We start from the raw sequence: 19,344 nt of genomic DNA, 5'->3' as shown, positions 1-19,344 counted from the left end.
TTAGAAGAAGGTATATTCCTTTATGATATGGTATCACAAAAACTACAACACTGGACTTCACCCAATAACGGAAATCCCGATCAACTTTCTCACAATGATGTGTATCAGATACTGCCACTTGATGAAGTTGTAGTTGTAGGTTTTGGAACACAGAAGAAAGTAAATCTTACCGGTGCTGTTGCTTCGGTCGACAATAAAGTCCTTGAATCCCGTCCTGTTACATCTGTGGGTCAGGCTCTTCAGGGTGTTGTACCGGGACTTAATGTGAGCGTTCCAAATGCCGGTGGTAAACTTGACGCAAGTCCGTCGCTTAATATACGTGGTGTGGGTAACCTCGGTACCGGCTCAAGTGCTTCCCCTCTTGTTCTTATTGATGGTGTAGAAGGCGATATCAATTCTCTTAATCCTCAGGATATCGACAATATATCTGTATTGATGGATGCGGCTTCCGCTTCTATTTATGGTTCACGTGCGCCTTTTGGTGTTATCCTTGTAACAACAAAGAACGGTACAGAAGGCAAGGCAAAAATTCAGTACTCAAACAATATGAGATGGTCGAGACCTACCAATATACCTGATATGCTCGATTCATATACCTTTGCACAGTATTTCAACCGTGCGGCAGAAAACTCAGGTACAGGTATGAATCCTATATTCTCTGATATTACAATGGAAAGAATTAAACAGTATATGAACGGTGAAATAACAACTACTGCCGACCCGTCACTCTCGCAGAACGGAAACTGTTTTGCTTTCAATATCAACTCTAATGATAACCAGAACTGGCCAAGAAACTTTATCGACAAGACTGCATTCGGACAGGAACATAATCTGAGTGTCTCTGGTGGTAACGAAAGAATACAATATTATCTTTCGGGAGCATTCCTCTCACAGGAAGGACAGATGAATTATGCTGACGACCAGAAAAGACGTTATAATACAAGCGCTAAAGTAAGCGCAAAAATTACGGACTGGTTAAGAGTTGAAGTAAACACCAGATTTATACGTGAAGATATAGGTATGCCTACTTTCCTGAAACTTTATGGCGACCGTTTCTTCCAGGAAACTACTAAACTTCATCCTAATATGCCATTGTACGACAACAATGGACATTATACACGTAACCCGAAACTTATGCAGCTTACTTCGGGAGGACGCTCAAATACACAGGATGATACATATTTTACTCAAGGCCGACTGATTATAACTCCAATAAAAGGACTTACCATAAACGGTGACCTCTCTGTAAGAACCGGAAGTTATGAACATTTGTATAATGTTGCCAAAGTGTATTTGTATGATAAGGATAATAATCCAGTTCCCGAACAATGGTTGGGTGGTGATGCCGATCTTGCAGCCGGTAAGACATGGGCTTACAGTGAGCAGTCGCGTAATACACTGATTACAGCTTCTGCATTTGCAGACTATGGTGTAACACTTTGGGACAACCATAACTTCAAGTTCCTCGTTGGTTTCAACAGCGAAAGTTACAGGTATAATACAGTTTGGGCAAAGCGTTCTGATGTGATAGATGATAATGTTCCAAGCATCAATACATCAAACGGAGTAAGCAGTAACGGCGGTTCAATGGGAGAATGGGCTTCTTTAGGATATTTCGGACGTTTCAATTATGACTGGGACGGCAAGTATCTTGTAGAATTCAACATCAGACGCGACGGTTCTTCAAGATTCAGAGACGATAACAGATGGGCAACCTTCCCTTCTTTCTCTTTAGGATGGAATGTTGCAAAAGAGAACTTCTGGGAACCTCTTTCAGAAGCTATCAATCTGTTTAAACCAAGATTCTCATACGGTAGTCTGGGTAACCAGAATACCGACAGCTGGTATCCTACATATGCCATACAGAATATTACTGTAGGTAGTCCTGATACAGGAGGAAGATGGCTAACCGATACAGCCAACAAGTCGAATGTAGCATATTCTCCTGCTATTGTAAGTTCGCTCCTTACATGGGAACGTATTTACAATTATAACTATGGTGTAGACTTCGGTGCATTGAACAACCGACTGACCGGTTACTTCAATTACTTTATACGCGACACCAAAGATATGGTGGGACCTGCACAGGAAATATCACCGGTAGTAGGAACAAGCGCACCAAGCAGAAACAATACTTCACTGCGCACAAAAGGTTGGGAATTACAGCTCAACTGGCAGGACAGAATTAACGATTTCAGCTATAATATCGCTTTCAACCTGTCAGATTCCAGAACATTTGTAACCGAATACCCTAATGCAAGCAAGAATTTAGGAAACTATTATGAAGGCATGGAATTGGGTAGTATCTGGGGATATGTAACAGAAGGTATGGCTAAGACGGATGGGGAAATGCAGGCACATCTTGAAAAAGTTGACCAGAGTGCCTTGGCACAAGGCACAAGACAATGGAAGGCCGGTGATATAATGTATAAAGACCTTGACGGTGACGGTAAAATTACTACAGGAGAAAATACACTTGACAATCCAGGCGACCGTACCATTATAGGTAACAATACTGCAAGATACCGTTTCGGTCTGAACATCGGAGCGCAATATAAAGGATTCGACTTCAGTATAATGTTCCAGGGTGTGGCAAAACGCGACTACTGGCTTGACGGTATGATTTTCTGGGGTATGAACGGAAATGAATGGAGTTCTACCGGTTATGAAGAGCATTGGGATTTCTTCCGTCCTGAAGGCGATGAGCTTGGAGCAAATACAGATGCTTATTTCCCAAGACCTATATACAATAATAACCAGAACCACTACTGTCAGACAAGATACTTGCAGAATGCAGCATACATACGTCTGAAGAACCTGCAACTTGGATATACATTACCTAAAAAATGGGTTACAAAAGCAAATCTTGAAAGGGTAAGAATATTCTTCTCTGGCGATAATCTTTGGACTGGTACATCCATCAACAAGAACTTTGACCCTGAAGCTCTTTATCAGAATGGTATGACATATCCATTAAGCTATACTATATCTTGTGGTGTTAACATTACTTTATAAAATTTATTATTGGCAGTAAATAAGTAATAATTTTAAAATCTTTAATTATGAGACTAAGACATATATATATTTTGTCGGGTTTGGCAATGATGACAACTGCCTGCTCTGACTTTCTAGACAAGAAACCTCTTTCCGATAATGTAGATGAAGGATTCTTTACAGCGGAAAATCAATTGGAGCCATACTGTAATGCCAAATATGATTTTTTACCTGACCATGGAACAGGTACCGGTACATTTGGATATTTCCTTACCGACAACAATAGTGATAACCAGGCAAACGTAACTCCGAACGATAACTTTATTCCTCAAAGAATACAGGTTCCTGCAAGTGGAAGCTATGGAAACTTCTCGGCCATAAGAGACTGCAACAGATTTCTTACACAGACTGCACAGAATCTGGAAAATGGAACATTGACAAACTCAACTAATGTACAGCAGTATATTGGTGAAATGTATTTCTTCCGTGCTTATATTTATTTCAACTTCCTGAAGTCGTACGGTGATTTTCCTATTATTACAGAAGTTCTTACAGACGGTGATTATGTGGCCAATGTGGAAGCCAATAAGCGTAAGCCACGTAACGAAGTAGCAAGATTTATTCTTGATGACCTTGATATGGCTATTGAAAAGCTACAGCCAAAATCAAACAATATCACCAACCATAGAATAAACAGAGAAACAGCACTCTTGTTCAAGTCAAGAGTTGCTCTCTATGAAGCTTCATGGGAAAAATACCACAGCGGCACAGCGCGGGTTCCTGGCGGACCGGGATGGCCCGGAGGTACATTCTCAGGTAATCTTGAGACTGAAATTAATTTCTTCCTTACAGAAGCAATGGAAGCTGCAAAAACTGTTGCGGATGCCGTTGATTTGGAATCCGATTATGCAGGGTTGTTCAATAAAACAGACTACTCAAGCCAAAATGAAATTTTATTGTGGAGAATGTATAGTGCTGATGCAAAGGTTCAAAATCAGGTTGTTGGTGCGACTCATGGTTACAATATCTCTACAGACTCAGAAGGTAATATGGCTGTAAGATCTCATGGTAGCAACACTGGTTATACACGCTCTTTGGTTGAAAGTTTTATAATGACAGACGGATTACCTTGGTATGCATCAGAATTATATCAGGGCGACACTTCGCTTGATAAAGTAGTGGCCGACAGAGACAAACGTCTTGTCACTTCTATGATATCCCCAGGTGATAAAATAGTGACAGATGGTAATGGTGATGTAATGTTCCAGTATCCTGCATTTACTTCTACAGGTTCTATATATCTTACAACTACTGGTTATATCCCAAGAAAAGGATGGATAGATAATGATGTTGCAATAAATTCTCCATTCCCTTTAGGATTACCTATTTTCCGCGCAGCCGAAGCTTATCTTAACTACATTGAAGCCGACTGTATGCTTGACGGTAATCTTGATCCTAACAGTGATGTATATTGGAAAGCTTTACGTAAGCGTGCCGGTGTTGACACTGACTATATGAAGACAGTAAATGCAACGGACCTTAGTAAGGAAATAGACCTTGCGAAATATTCCGGTACTGAAACTGTAAGTGCTCTTATGTATAATATCCGCCGTGAAAGAAGATGCGAGTTTATTGCAGAAGGATTACGTAAAGATGACTTGTACAGATGGCGTGCACTCGATATGATGAAAAATTATCATGTTGAGGGTATGAATTACTGGGCGGAAATGGCAAGTGCTTACGAGAAGGTAGACAATACATTCAATCCTGTTCCAAAAGAACAAAGCACATATTTGCGTCCTTATTGGAACAATGCAGCGGTAAATGAATTTGGAGGATATAATTTTGAAGTCGCAAACTATCTGTCTCCACTTTCATACGATGTATTTAGATTGTCGACTCCGGAAGAAGGTGGTGATGTATCTACATCTGTTGTCTACCAGAATCCTGGATGGCCAGTAGAAGCCGGAGGTTTTGCCATTAAATAATAATAATCATAGGTATTAGATATTATAAATGAGCCTTTTAGTGTACCAAGGTTATAAAAAATGCTTTGGTACACTTTTTAAATAAAATACATTTATAACAATTACAATCTGTTTATGAGAAGATTTTTATCAATTTTTTGTGCCATTACATGCTTTAACTGCTTAAATCTGACAGACAGTGCAACATTAAAAGCCAAAGAAGAAAAACCGATAGTTGTACCTGCTCCTCATCAGATTAAATGGAGTGAATCTGAAATGGGAGTAGTTTTTCACTACGACTTACATGTTTTCGACGGACAGATTTACGGACAAGGTAATAATCGTATTACCCCGGTAGAAGACTATAACATATTCAATCCTACCCAACTTGATACAGACCAGTGGATACTTTCTGCCAAGGCTGCAGGAGCCAAATTTGCGATTCTGACAGCAACACATGAAACCGGATTTGGATTATGGCAGAGCGATGTTAATCCATACTGTCTGAAAGCTGTCAAATGGAGGGACGGAAAGGGCGATATTGTCAGAGACTTTGTTAATTCATGCCGCAAATATGGCATACAGCCGGGTATTTATATAGGAATAAGATGGAATTCACTGTTTGGTATTCATAATTTTAAAGCTGAAGGAGAAGGAGAATTTGCCAAAAACAGACAGGAGTGGTACAAACGTCTGTGCGAAAAAATGGTAACCGAAATCTGCACAAGATATGGAGAGCTGTTTATGATTTGGTTTGATGGTGGAGCTGATGACCCTAAAGGCCTTGGACCGGATGTGGAACCTATTGTAAACAAATACCAGCCAAATTGTTTATTCTATCATAATGTCAATCGTGCCGACTTAAGATGGGGTGGCTCTGAAAGCGGAACAGTGGGTTATCCGTGCTGGAGTACTTTCCCTTATCCGTTCAGTCATAGCAATGCAACTGAAGATAAGAATGAACACACTCGTCTGTTGGTTCATGGAGATCCTGACGGTAAATATTGGGTACCGGCAATGGCTGATGCTCCTCTGCGTGGCTATAATGGAAGACATGAGTGGTTTTGGGAGCCTGGTGATGATGATAAGGCTGTATATCCTTTGGAAAATCTTATGGATATGTATGAAAAATCTGTAGGTCGTAATGCTACATTGATGATTGGACTGACACCAAATCCTGACGGTCTTATTCCTGATGGTGATGTAAAACGCCTGCAAGAGTGGGGAACGGAGATAAACAGACGTTTCCAAACACCGTTGTCCAAAGTTGCCGGTGAAAAGAAGTCATTTACAATCAGGCTTGATAAAAAACAACCTGTAAATTATTATATGATTCAGGAGGATATTCAGTTTGGTGAGCGCATTCGTAGTTATCAGGTAAAGGTTAAGGTAGATGGTAAATGGAAAACAGTCTGTGAAGGTTCGTCTGTTGGAAATAAGCGAATTGAATCATTCGAAACAGTAGAAACAGATGCTGTTCGCCTTGATATAAAAGGGTGTCTGGATACACCGGTAGTTACTAATTTCAGTGTATATTATTGTTCTGAATAAATCTTTTAACGTTATGAAAAAATCATTTTATACAATATCCGGCTCATGGGTTGCCTTCTCTTTACTTTCGGCTATGCCTTCGCAGCATATTTTTGCTCAAAAAGAGAATAGTCGGCCTAATATTATCTTTTTCCTGGTAGATGATATGGGGTGGCAGGATACGTCAGTTCCTTTTTGGACTCAGAAAACTGACTTTAATAGGCTTTATGAGACTCCTAATATGGAACGTCTTGCCAGACAAGGAATGTTGTTTACACAGGCATATGCTTCCAGCATTAGTTCTCCTACAAGATGTAGTATCATGACCGGTGCCAATGCTTCACGCCATAGAGTTACAAACTGGACACTTCAGAAGAATAAATCAACAGACCGTGCTAGTGATGTTCTTATGATGCCGGACTGGAACTATAATGGTATAGCACAGGTGTCAGGGACAAACAATACATTTGTTGGAACTTCATTTGTTCAGTATCTGAAGGATAGTGGATACCATACTATTCATTGTGGAAAGGCTCATTGGGGAGCTATAGATACTCCGGGAGAGAATCCTACACATTTCGGGTTTGAAACCAATATCTCCGGGCATGCGGCAGGTGGATTGGCTACTTATCTGAGTGAGTTGAGTTATGGTCATGATGATCAAGGTAATCCTACATCGCTTATGTCTGTTCCCGGATTGGAAAAATATTGGAAGACCGGAACATTCGTTACAGAAGCATTGACATTGGAAGCTATAAAGGCATTGGATAAAGCTAAACAATATAATCAGCCTTTCTATTTATATATGTCTCATTATGCCATTCATATTCCAATAGATAAGGATATGCGCTTTTTTGACAAATACAAGAAAAAAGGTATGTCCGATAAAGAGGCTGCGTATGCTTCATTAATAGAAGGTATGGACAAGAGTCTTGGAGATATTATGGACTGGCTTGAAAAGAACGGTGAGGCAGATAATACTATTATTCTTTTTATGGGTGACAATGGAGGATATGCAACAGGAAGCGAGTGGCGTGATGAGCCTTTGTTTACACAGAATGCACCTCTTAAATGTGGCAAGGGTTCAGCTTATGAAGGTGGTATTCGTGAACCGATGATTGTCAGCTGGCCTGGAGTTACAGAACCGGGAAGCCGGTGTGACGACTATGTTATAGCAGAGGATTATTATCCTACAATACTTGAAATGGCGGGTGTTACAGAATATAAGGCTCCACAGGTTATTGACGGTGTAAGTTTTGTTCCACTCCTTAAGAAAAATGGAAAGACGTCAGAGGGTAGAAGCCTTTATTGGAATTGTCCTAACTTGTGGGGGGAAAACGGTCCGGGAATAGGACCTACCTGTACTGTGAGGAAAGGTGACTGGAAACTTATATATTTCTATGAAACAGGGAGAAAGGAACTTTATAATATCCCAAACGACATAGGAGAGAATAATAACCTAGTTTCTGAATATCCTGCTCTAGTAAAAGAACTGTCTGAAAACTTAGGTCAATATCTGAGAAAAGTAGGTGCTCAACGTCCGTCTTTAAAGGCTACAGGTAAGCTTGTTCCATGGCCTGATGAAGTAGATTAAATGAGATGTAAGAGATTCTCGTATTAATAAATAAATCTATAGGTAAAGTTCTATGTCCTAAGAACAGATTTAGGGCATAGAACTTTTGTATGTATCCTGATATTTAGAAACATTCTTTTGTATTTCAAGTTTAAAAAGCTCTTAAATATTAAATTTTCAATTTGTTTTGTCCTGAAATATTTTATCCCGAAAAATATCCTTATATTCGTATGCAAAAAAATGATTGGTTAAACTAGGCGTAACTGATTAATCTAACTTAATTTTAAAGATTTAACCTCAAAATTCAAAATATTATGATTAAGAATTTGATGATTTCTACAGGAATATTGGCAACTGGAATATGCCAAGTTCATGCCGCTAAAGCGACAAAGAAACCTAATATTATTTTTATCTTATGCGACGATATGGGATATGGTGACTTGGGATGTTATGGTCAGAAATATATTAACACTCCCAATCTGGATCGTATGGCGCAGGAGGGAATGCGCTTTACACAAGCATACGCCGGTAGTCCGGTGAGTGCACCGTCGCGTGCTACGATAATGACAGGGCAACATTCAGGACATACACATGTGCGTGGAAACAAGGAATATTGGAGGAATGTTCCTACCATGAAGTATGGCGACAATGATGAATATACAGTCGTAGGTCAGGAACCGTACGATCCTAATCATATAATCCTTCCGGAGATAATGAAAAAGAACGGATATACTACGGGTATGTTCGGTAAGTGGGCTGGAGGTTATGAGGGCTCTTCTTCTACTCCCGACAAACGTGGTATAGATGAGTATTATGGTTTTATCTGTCAGTTCCAGGCTCATCTCTATTATCCTAATTTCCTTAACCGCTATAGTAAATCGAAGGGCGATACGGCGACTGTACGTGTCACTATGGATGAAAACATTAAATATCCGATGTATGGCGATGATTATAAGAAACGTCCGCAATATTCTGCCGACATGATTCACCGTGAGGCTCTTAAGTGGATAGATTCGCAGGACGGTAGTACCCCTTTCTATGGATTCTTTACATACACGCTGCCACATGCCGAACTGGCTCAGCCGAATGATTCCATTTTGAAGTCATATAAGAAAAAGTTCTTCCACGACAAGACTTGGGGTGGATCGGAAGGCAGCAGATACAATCCTGCAGTGCATACTCATGCCGAGTTTGCTGGAATGATAACCCGTCTGGATGCATACGTTGGGGAAATATTGGCGAAGCTGAAAGAGAAAGGTTTTGATGAAAATACTATAGTTATATTCAGCAGCGACAACGGTCCTCACGAAGAGGGTGGAGCAGACCCCGAATTTTTCGGTCGTGATGGAAAATTGCGCGGCTTGAAACGTCAGTGTTATGAAGGTGGAATCAGAGTTCCTTTTATTGTCCGTTGGCCGGGCAAGGTTGAGGCTGGAACGGTGAACGATCATCAGTTGGCTTTTTATGATATTATGCCTACTTTCTGCGAATTGGCTGGTGATAAGAAATTTCCTAAAAAGTATCTGAACAAGAAACTTGAAGGTGACTGTTTCGACGGTATATCGTTTGCTCCTACCTTAATTGGGAATGATGAAATGCAGAAGAAACATGAGTATCTGTATTGGGAGTTTCATGAAACGAACCAGATAGCTGTACGTATGGGCGACTGGAAGCTGGTTGTAAAGAAAGGCAAACCTCATCTATATGATTTATCAACTGATATTCATGAGGATAATGATATTTCTGCAAATCATCCTGACATAGTTAAAAAGATGGTTGATATAATCAGAAAGGAACATAGAGACAGTGAATTCTTTAAAATAACATTGCCGTTATGAAGAAAGAACTTATAATGACATTGGGTCCCATGTTACTGCCTTATTATCTCTGCTCGCAGGAGAGCAGGTTTAATGTTGTGTTTATAATAGCAGATGACTTGGGACTTAATGATACCGGATATACTGGGAGTGATTTTTATGAGACTCCCAATATAGATAAACTCTCTAATGATGGAATGGTGTTTACCACAGCATATTCGTCGGCTGCTAATTCCGCGCCAAGCAGAGCGTGCTTTATGAGTGGAATGTATACTCCAAGACATGGCATATTTACAGTAAGTCCTCCCGATAGGGGGACAAGACTAAACGAAAGCTGATATCAGTCCCCAACATAGAAGACTTACGTAGGGATATAACTACCCTTGGAGAGTTGTTTCAAAGGAACGGATACAGATGCGGACATGTAGGTAAATGGCATCTGGGGGATGATGCGGATGCTACAGGACCATTGTCCAGAGGATTTGATGTGAATATAGCCGGAGGTAGGGCTGGAACGCCATACTCTTACTATTATCCTTACTGTAACAGTAAGAACCAATGCCATATAGGACTGGAGAAAGGTACTCCCGGCGAGTATCTTACAGACAGACTTACAGATGAGGCTGTCAAGTTTATCAGAGAGTCGGCTAATGGTGAGAAACCATTTTTCCTGTATATGGCCCACCATGCAGTCCATACGCCTATAACGGCTCCTAAGAAAATAGTGGATAAATATAAGAACAAGCCAGTGGGAAAATACCACAAAAATCCTGTGTATGCTGCAATGGTTGAAACATTGGACAACAGTGTAGGAAGGATATGTGACATAATAGATTCATTAGGTATAAGTGACAATACCATAATAGTATTCAATTCAGATAATGGTGGTTCGGAACCTGTAACAGACAACTTCAGTTGACAGAGATTTTTTGGCACTTTCCGGCATATCTCGAATCTTATATGGATGGTGGAAAAGGTTTCAGAGCCAGACCATACACATCCATACGTTCCGGCAAATGGAAGCTGATATATTATTACGAGGATAAGAATGTGGAACTTTTCAATCTTGAAGAAGATATAAAGGAGGAACATGATGTGTCTTCTGTAAATCCGGATGTGGTATCGGACTTGAAGGGAAAAATATTTGATTGGATAGATGAAACTCAGGCTCCTGTTCCTACAAAACCTAATTCGTATTATGATTGTAAACAATAAAAGCCGGATTTTAATTCCGGCTTTTATTGTTTTTAATAGTATATAGCGTTATACATATTCATCTCCAAATTTCATTTCCACATCATTTACAAATTTGCGTATTGAGTTCTGGTCGTCTTTCTTGCATATCAAAAGAACATTGTCATGTTCTGCAATCAGATATCCTTCCAGACCTTCGGCTACTACCAGCTTTCCTTTTGGCATCAGAACAATGTTCTCTTTGCAATCATACAAAAGTGAATTGCTGTTTAAAATTACGTTATGGTTGATGTCTTTAGGAGATGCGTCATACAATGACTGCCATGTACCTACGTCTGCCCATCCGAAATCGCACATCTGAACGTAAACATTATCTGCTTTTTCCATTATGCTATAGTCTATTGAAATGTTGGGACATGCAGAGAAATCAGGAGTTTCACATTCAAGACGTGGGCAAACTTCTGTCATGTTTTCATGGAAAGCATTCATGATTGTTGTTACATGCCATATAAAGATTCCGGAATTCCAATAGAATTCATTGCCTTCTACGAATACTTTTGCAAATTCCAATGCAGGTTTTTCTATAAATGTTTTTACTCTGCAAAAATCACCTTCTTTATCTTCTTCTTCAATCTGAATATATCCGTATCCGGTTTCAGGTCTAGTAGGTTTTATACCTACATTTATAAGTTTACCAGAGGTTGAAGCAAAGTTCAATCCTTTGGTTATTGCAGAACGGAAATTGTCAATATTAAGAATAATCTGGTCGGATGGCATGACTACAATAGTGGCATCTGGATTTATTTTCTGTATCAGATGTGAAGCGTATGCCAGTGAAGGTGCTGTGTTCCTTCTTTCTTCTTCAATTATTATTTGCTTGTCATCTATCTCTGGAAGTATATTTTTTACAATATCCTTATAGTTGATATATGTAGTAACATAGATGTTCTCAGGATTTATTAGTCCCTTACACCTGTCAAACGTAATACGCAACAAAGTTTCTCCGGTACCGAAGAAATCAAGAAACTGTTTAGGTAATTCCTTTCTGCTGTATGGCCAGAATCTTCTCCCCATACCTCCTGCCATTATTATGCAATAGTAGTTATTGTTCATGGTAATAATTGTTAGTGTATTTAACTATGCTAAGATACTCATTATTTTATAATTGAGGAGTTTAATAGTTTCTAAATAGTGTTAGACATAAAAAAATATTGGATTTTTTTGAGAAAAATATTGCAGATATAAAAAATATGCTTACCTTTGCAACGCAAAATAAAAATAAGCCCAGATGGCGGAATCGGTAGACGCGCTGGTCTCAAACACCAGTGGAGTAACATCCATCCCGGTTCGACCCCGGGTCTGGGTACTTCAAACCCTTGGTAATCAACTGATTATCAAGGGTTTTTTCTTGTACGCTCAGCATGAGTATTAGCTAACGGGTGCAAGTCCCGGAACAACGGCAATCTTTCGGGGAGGTCAAGAATTATGTAGTAGCCACTTTCGGCTGTCTCAAGGAAATGCTGGAAACAATGAAGCGGTACCATGATGAGCGCATGGCAGAAAAAGAAGAAGCCAAACCCGTACCGTTTCATCGGCGGATTTACAACAAAGTAACTTCTTTGGTACGCCCGAAGCTATTCCTCTTTTCGGCAGGTCTGATTGTCTGTGCCACGTCCCTGTTCCTGAATGTCCGTCTGGCTGAACGGATGGGGCAGTTGCAGGACAACGACATGAAATACCGTTATCTGCTGATGCAGGGACAAGCGGACGGCAATACCCTTGAAAGACTGGAGAATAAGTTCAAGTGGCAGCGGGACGAGCGTTTTATCCGCAACCTGACGGATTCGGTACTAGATTTTGAGGAACGTTGCCGCAGGCAGGCGGAAGCCTTGGAACGGGCAAAGCTGCTTAATGAGCAGGCTGAGCAGTTGAAAAAGGAAGCTGATAGGTTAGGAAATCAGTAAATAGCAAAAAGCCGAGGTGAAGGATAAATCCCATAACTTCGGCTTTTGAGTTTAATAGTTATACGTAATTCAAACAGACTATTTTTTTTAGACAAGCCTTGACCATCGTCAAGGTTTATATGATATTTTTCACGAAAAAAGAAAAGTGAAATCTTATTGTTAAGATTTTATTTTATATTTGCGCCGCTTAAAAGGAAAACAAATATATGTAGAACAAAAAACTACTTTTTATGGCAAACTTATCAAAAGAAGGCAATATTCAACATAAACTTGGATTTGCCGGGTTACTCATCACATTGGGTATTGTTTTTGGTGACATTGGAACATCGCCACTCTATGTTATGAAAGCCATCATTCATACTGGAGAAGCTCTTGATGAAAATTATGTTTTAGGCGCATTGTCTTGTATCATATGGACGCTTACTCTTCAGACTACGGTGAAATATGTGCTGGTGGCTCTCCGTGCCGACAATAACGGGGAGGGTGGCATACTTGCGCTTTATGCCCTTTTACGCCGCCACAGAAGAAGGTGGATTTACATCATTGCCATTATCGGTGCGAGCACTTTGCTTGCTGATGGTATTATCACTCCAGCCATTACGGTCACAACTGCCATAGAAGGACTTGAAAGTATCAGTCCGCATCTGCCTGTGATTCCTATTACACTGACCATTATTACCATTATATTTTTCGTTCAGCGTTTTGGTACAGAAAATATAGGACGGTCATTTGGCATATTTATGCTACTTTGGTTCCTGCTTCTTGGAATCGCCGGAGCTATCAGTCTGACTTCCTATCCTCAAGTATTCAAGGCATTCAATCCTTACTATGCCATACGGTTATTAGTGGAATCCCCCCACTGGTTTCTGATATTGGGTGCCGTTTTCTTGTGTACCACTGGTGCAGAAGCCTTATACTCTGATTTAGGGCACTGTGGCAGACGAAATATTACGGTCAGTTGGATATTTGTAAAGGTGATGCTTATTCTAAATTATTTGGGGCAAGGAGCGTGGGTATTGCATCATCCGGAAAGTGCAGAAGGTACAGTGAACCCATTTTATTCAATCATGCCACAAGAAATACTGTTGTTTTCCATAGCAATGGCTACCGGGGCAGCTATTGTTGCGAGCCAAGCTCTAATAAGCGGTTCATTTTCCATATTGAGTGAAGCTATGAACTTGAATTTCTGGCCTCGTATGCGTATTAAGCACCCTACCAACGTAAAAGGTCAGTCATTTATTCCAATGGTAAACCTTGTAATGTATATTGGAGTAATATTTACTATATTGTTGTTTCGAGATTCCACCCACATGGAAGCCGCTTATGGACTTGCCATAACTATTACAATGTTGATGACAACATTGTTGTTGGGATTCTATTTGCATATGCATAACATTCCACGCATTCTATCAATACTGTTTGTCGGCGGATATTGTGTTATTGAAGGTATTTTCCTTGCTGCAAACCTGTCCAAATTTATGGTCGGAGGTTGGTTTACGCTGTTAATAGGTGGATTATTATGTTTTATCATGTTTGTATGGGTAAGTGCCAACAAAATTCGTCGAAAACATATGTCTTCCAAACGGTTAAGTGAATACTACAACATTATTTCTGATATTAAGGCGGACGAAAGCATATCCAAATATGCTTCTAATCTTGTCTATGTGAATCATGCAGACAAAGAAGGTTGTGTGGACGATAAATTGTTGTATTCCATAATTAATAAGCAGCCTAAACGGGCAGATCATTATTGGCTTATTAACCTTGAATTTGTGGATACACCAGACACACTTGAATATAATTGTTCCACATTAATAAAAGGGACATTGTTTAGTATAACCATGCGTATAGGTTTTCGTATAGAACCGCGAGTGAGCCTTTATTTACGACAAGTAGTTGATGACCTTGTTGCGGATGGTGAAGTAGAACTAACAAGCTCTTATCCTTCATTGCATAAGAATGGCATACCGGGTGATTTTCGCTTTATTATTATCCACCGGATATATTATCCTGAAGATTCCCGTAACCGCCGACAAAATTTGCTGATGAGCCTTTATGCCTTAATTAGAAAGATAGGCATTGGAGAACCGAGTGCGTTGGGGCTTGACACATCGGTTGTTGTTGTCGAGCGTGTACCGTTAATTATAGCTAATAGGGCAAAACATATTCGTCGTATAGAGCGGATTAAGCCTGAAAAATGCGATAATGATGCTAATATAGTCTTGGAAGAACAGAATGTATCATAAGTGACTTGCTATAATTATCGTCTGCATTTACGGTTTAGTTCTGTCTTTTGTATATACATCCAAACTAACCTAAACCTATTCTTGTTGGCAGTAATAAACGTGCTGGCGAAAAGAGAAAGAATGGCTTTCCTTCTTTTCGCCAGTAGTGTTTTTTATTGCTAATAGTTTGCAGTTGAAATGAACTTCTTAATTTCCTCTTCTGTGGGAAGTTCTATCATATACTTTTGCACGAAGATGTTCGGGTCTAATCCGGCAGTGGCGTATTTTACCAACGTGTCGCCCTTCTCGGTGCAAAGCAGGATGCCGACAGGCGGATTGTCGTCGGGTTGCATCACTTCCGCCTTGAAGTAGTTAAGATATAGGTTCAGTTGCGAAGCGTATTCGTGGCGGAACTTGTCTATCTTCAATTCCACGATGACATGGCATTTCAAAATGCGGTGGTAAAACACGAGGTCGGCAAAGAAATAATCCCCGTCTATCAGGATTCTCTTTTGGCGTGCTTCGAAGCAGAACCCATGCCCCATTTCCAACAGAAAGTGCTGCAGGTTGTCGAGAATGGATTGCTCCAAGTCGTTTTCCGTTACCAAAGCACGGTCGTTCAATCCCAAGAACTCCAACGTAACGGGCGTGTTAATAATGTCTTTGGGCTGCAGCGGCATGGCTTGCCGTTGCACCAAAGCAGATAAGGCTTCTTTGTTTTTCGACAATCCGCTGCGCTCGTTCAGTCCTTTGACATTCAACCGCTGTTCCAGTTTCTTCAACAGTTGTTCGCCGTATGCGGCACGGTCTTCACCGTTTTGCTCAAACTCCACGATATAGCAGTCCATGAGCCAATTGCGGGCAGTCAGGGCGAGGTTTACAGCGTGTGCGGCTTGCGCCTGCAACGTGCTTTGCATCGTGCTGATATGTTTTACTAATGCTTCAAAGTCCATAATTGCAAAGGTAAGTCTTTTATGGTTAAAACTTTAATTCCGGCAGGCTGTTTATCGCCTCCTCTTTCAATTTATCCACCGCACGGGTGTATTTCTCCGTATGTTTCAGTCCGCTATGCCCGAGCAGGCTGGCAACCGTCTTGATGTTCGCCCCATTGTTGAGGATATTCACGGCGAATGAGTGACGGGCGCAATGGAACAGAACCCACAAAGCAGCCGTCAGCAAACAGGTAACAACAAAACGTAACCCGTTTGAAATGAGCGGTTTTTCATTATTCTGCCAAATGCCGGAAACGCAACGGAGTGAGGAATATTGAGCCATTTCAGTTACCAAGCCGTTAGCCGTCAGTTACCGAAGCAAGGACAGGTAACGCACGGAAAATGAAATTGTTGCAAGCCCGTGCCGATTGCGCCGATACGCACCGTTCTGCAAATCAATGGACGCTTACTCATAAGTTAATTTTGCGACAAAAACAGTAAGCGTATGAAAGTTGAAAAATTCAAGGTGCTGCTCTACCTGAAAAAGAGCGGAACGGACAAGTCGGGCAAAGCCCCGATAATGGGAAGGATAACGGTGAACCGTACGATGGCGCAGTTCGGATGCAAGCTGTCGTGCAAGCCGGAGTTGTGGAACGCAAGGGAAAGCCGTCTGGACGGCAAGAGCCGCAAGGCGGTGGAAACCAATGCGAAACTGGACAAGCTGCTGCTTGCGGTCAATGCGGCATTTGATACGTTGGTGGAGCGTAGGCAGGACTTTGACGCAACGGCGGTCAAGGACTTGTTCCAAGGCAGTATGGATACGCAGATGACCCTGCTGAGGATGACCGACCGCATCTGCGAGGACTTGAAAGCCCGTATAGGCATCGACCGTGCCAAAGGAACCTACCCCGGCTATTACTACATGAGAAGGACATTGGGCGAGTTCATCGAGTGGCAGTTCAAGACGAAGGACATCGCTTTCGGGCAGCTTTCCGAACAGTTCATCCACGATTACCAGAATTATGTCATGGACGTGAAAGGCTTGGCGGTGGATACCGTGCGCCACTATCTTGCTATCTTGAAAAAGGTATGCCGCATCGCCTACAAGGAGGGGTATGCGGAAAGATGCTTCTTTGCAAATTTCACCTTACCGCAAAAGACAGAGCGTACACCGAGGGCGTTGAGCCGTGAGGACTTCGAGAAAATCCGTGACGTGGAGATACCCGCATGGCGCACCACGCATATCCTTGTACGTGACCTTTTCCTGTTTGCCTGCTATACCGGAACCGCCTATGCGGATGCGGTGAGCGTCACCCGTGATAACCTCTACACGGACGATGAGGGCAACCTGTGGCTTAAATACCGCCGCAAGAAGAACGAGCTCCGGGCAAGCGTGAAACTGCTGCCGGAAGCACTCGCCCTGATTGAGAAGTACCATGATGACAACCGCCCGACGCTGTTCCCGATGGTATACCATCCGAACCTCTGCCGGCACATGAAATCCCTTGCCGTCCTCGCAGGGGTAAGCAGCACCTTGTGCTACCATCAGGCACGCCACTCCTTCGCCTCGCTGATTACGCTGGAAGCCGGAGTGCCGATTGAAACCATCAGCCGGATGCTTGGTCACTCCGATATAACCACGACCCAAGTCTATGCCCGTGTCACTCCGAAAAAGCTGTTTGAGGACATGGACAAATACATTGAGGCGACCAAAGACTTGAAACTTGTTTTGTAACCAATTAAAATCAGAATTTCATTATGCGCAGTACATTTTCCATATTACCGTACATCAACCGTAGCAAAGTAAAGGCTGACGGCACGACCGCCGTCCTCTGCCGCATCACCATAGACGGCAAGAGTTCCACAATTACCACCGGTATCTATTGCAGACCGGAGGACTGGAACAGCAGCAAGGGAACCATCCGCACCGTCCGCGAGAACAACCGCTTGCAGGAGTTCAAGAAGTCCGTTTAACTTGCTTATGAGGATTCGTTAAAGAAACAGAACGTGGTGAGTGCGGATATACTGAAGAATACGTTGGCAAGGAAAGCCGTCATCCCCACCAGGCTGTTGCAGATGGGCGAAAGGGAGCTTGAACGGCTGCTTGCCAGCTCAAAGGAGATAAATTCCACATCGACATACAGGAACTCAAAGTATTATCAGAAGTACCTGAAAGATTACCTCACATCAACGGGTAAGGAGGACATCGACTTTACCGACATCACGGAGGAGTTCGGCAGTTCCTACAAGGCTTTCATGAAGCGCAACAAGAATTTCAGCGCACAACAAATCAACAAGTGCCTGTGCTGGCTGAGCAAGCTGGTGTACCTCGCCGTGGACTACGAGATACTCCGTGCCAGCCCGTTGGAGGACATGGAATACGAGAAGAAGCCCGCGCCGAGGCACAGGCACATCAGCCGTGCGGAACTGAAAGCCATCCTTGAAACACCCATGCTCGACCCGTTGCAGGAACTTGGGCGCAGGGCATTTTTGTTTTCAACGTTTACGGGATTGGCGTATGTGGACATCATGCTGCTCCATCCGCACCATATCGGCACGACGGCGGACGGCAGGCGTTACATCCGCATCAACCGCAAGAAGACCAACGTGGAGGCGTTCATCCCCCTGCACCCGATAGCGGAACAGATACTCGACCTCTACAACACGACCGACGACACGAAGTCCGTGTTTCCGCTTCCAAGCCGTGACGAGATGTGGTTCGAGATACACGAGCTGGGCGTGGCGATAGGACGGAAAGAAAACTTGTCCTACCATAAAAGCCGCCATTCGTTCGGAACTTTCCTGATTTCGGAGGGTACCCATCGAGAGCATTGCCAAGATGATGGGTCACTCAGGTATAAGGACTACCCAGCGGTACGCGGAGGTTACTGACAAGAAGATTTCAAAGGACATGGACAACCTGATGGCGGTCAGAATGATGTACGGAACGGGCTAATGGTACAAAAGACCAGAACTGCCAAAAGAAACAAACATTGATAATAAATTTAAGTTTCGCAAGTAAAAAAAATATAGCTTTTAGTTCTGTATGTCACAGAAAATGAGTATCTTTAAGTACCACCTTCAAAGAACTCATACTAAAAGCTATGAACAAAAATACACATATTATTTCAGAACTCAATACGTTCTT

General features: G+C 41.9%; 9 protein-coding genes, 1 tRNA gene and 4 pseudogenes. 11 read left to right on the top strand and 3 right to left on the bottom strand.

Features of this window, described 5'->3' with window-relative positions:
- From I6E24_RS10570 to I6E24_RS10545, 6 genes and pseudogenes are all read left to right on the top strand, one after another.
- Positions 1-3,015 (top strand): SusC/RagA family TonB-linked outer membrane protein (locus I6E24_RS10570; protein WP_235328501.1); only part of this gene is annotated, 3,015 nt, incomplete at its 5' end.
- 47 nt (positions 3,016-3,062) lie between these two features.
- Positions 3,063-4,982, top strand: a complete 1,920-nt coding sequence (locus I6E24_RS10565) for a RagB/SusD family nutrient uptake outer membrane protein (RefSeq protein ID WP_235328500.1) — start codon at positions 3,063-3,065, stop codon at positions 4,980-4,982.
- Between the two features lie 114 nt (positions 4,983-5,096).
- Entirely contained in the window at positions 5,097-6,512 is a 1,416-nt protein-coding gene (locus I6E24_RS10560) for an alpha-L-fucosidase (protein WP_235328499.1), read from the top strand.
- Between the two features lie 73 nt (positions 6,513-6,585).
- Positions 6,586-8,085, top strand: coding sequence for a sulfatase (locus tag I6E24_RS10555; protein ID WP_235328502.1), 1,500 nt, complete (start codon positions 6,586-6,588; stop codon positions 8,083-8,085).
- 290 nt (positions 8,086-8,375) lie between these two features.
- Positions 8,376-9,902, top strand: a complete 1,527-nt coding sequence (locus I6E24_RS10550; RefSeq protein ID WP_394800396.1) for an arylsulfatase — start codon at positions 8,376-8,378, stop codon at positions 9,900-9,902.
- A 14-nt stretch (positions 9,903-9,916) separates the two neighbouring features.
- Positions 9,917-11,096: pseudogene (locus I6E24_RS10545) on the top strand (sulfatase).
- Positions 11,097-11,144: 48 nt separating this feature from the next.
- On the opposite strand, the gene I6E24_RS10540 reads toward I6E24_RS10545, so the two are convergent.
- Positions 11,145-12,188: a mannose-1-phosphate guanylyltransferase gene (locus I6E24_RS10540; RefSeq protein WP_235328496.1), complete on the bottom strand. Its 1,044-nt coding sequence runs from the start codon at positions 12,186-12,188 to the stop codon at positions 11,145-11,147.
- A 169-nt stretch (positions 12,189-12,357) separates the two neighbouring features.
- On the opposite strand from I6E24_RS10540, the gene I6E24_RS10535 reads away from it, so the two are divergent.
- From I6E24_RS10535 to I6E24_RS10525, 3 genes and pseudogenes are all read left to right on the top strand, one after another.
- Positions 12,358-12,441 (top strand) — tRNA-Leu (locus tag I6E24_RS10535).
- A gap of 193 nt (positions 12,442-12,634) precedes the next feature.
- Positions 12,635-13,039 (top strand): annotated as a pseudogene (locus tag I6E24_RS10530) (hypothetical protein); the annotation flags it as partial.
- 230 nt (positions 13,040-13,269) lie between these two features.
- Positions 13,270-15,285, top strand: a complete 2,016-nt coding sequence (locus tag I6E24_RS10525) for a KUP/HAK/KT family potassium transporter (RefSeq protein WP_018710110.1) — start codon at positions 13,270-13,272, stop codon at positions 15,283-15,285.
- Between the two features lie 158 nt (positions 15,286-15,443).
- On the opposite strand, the gene I6E24_RS10520 is transcribed toward I6E24_RS10525, so the two are convergent.
- Entirely contained in the window at positions 15,444-16,217 is a 774-nt protein-coding gene (locus I6E24_RS10520) for a PDDEXK nuclease domain-containing protein (RefSeq protein WP_235328494.1), read from the bottom strand.
- A gap of 25 nt (positions 16,218-16,242) precedes the next feature.
- A pseudogene (locus tag I6E24_RS10515) lies at positions 16,243-16,422 on the bottom strand (tyrosine-type recombinase/integrase); the annotation flags it as partial.
- Between the two features lie 279 nt (positions 16,423-16,701).
- Between I6E24_RS10515 and I6E24_RS10510 the strand changes: the two are divergent.
- Both I6E24_RS10510 and I6E24_RS10505 read left to right on the top strand, forming a co-directional pair.
- Positions 16,702-17,931 (top strand): site-specific integrase, encoded by a 1,230-nt coding sequence (locus I6E24_RS10510; RefSeq protein WP_235328491.1) that lies wholly within the window; start codon positions 16,702-16,704, stop codon positions 17,929-17,931.
- Positions 17,932-17,954: 23 nt separating this feature from the next.
- A pseudogene (locus I6E24_RS10505) lies at positions 17,955-19,152 on the top strand (site-specific integrase).
- The last annotated feature ends 192 nt before the right edge of the window (positions 19,153-19,344 follow it).

Origin of the sequence: Bacteroides caecigallinarum (assembly GCF_021530995.1) — a bacterium.
GTDB lineage: Bacteria > Bacteroidota > Bacteroidia > Bacteroidales > Bacteroidaceae > Phocaeicola > Phocaeicola faecigallinarum.
The sequence above is the reverse complement of the archived record's forward strand: the minus strand, read 5'-3'. Positions and strand labels throughout refer to the sequence as shown.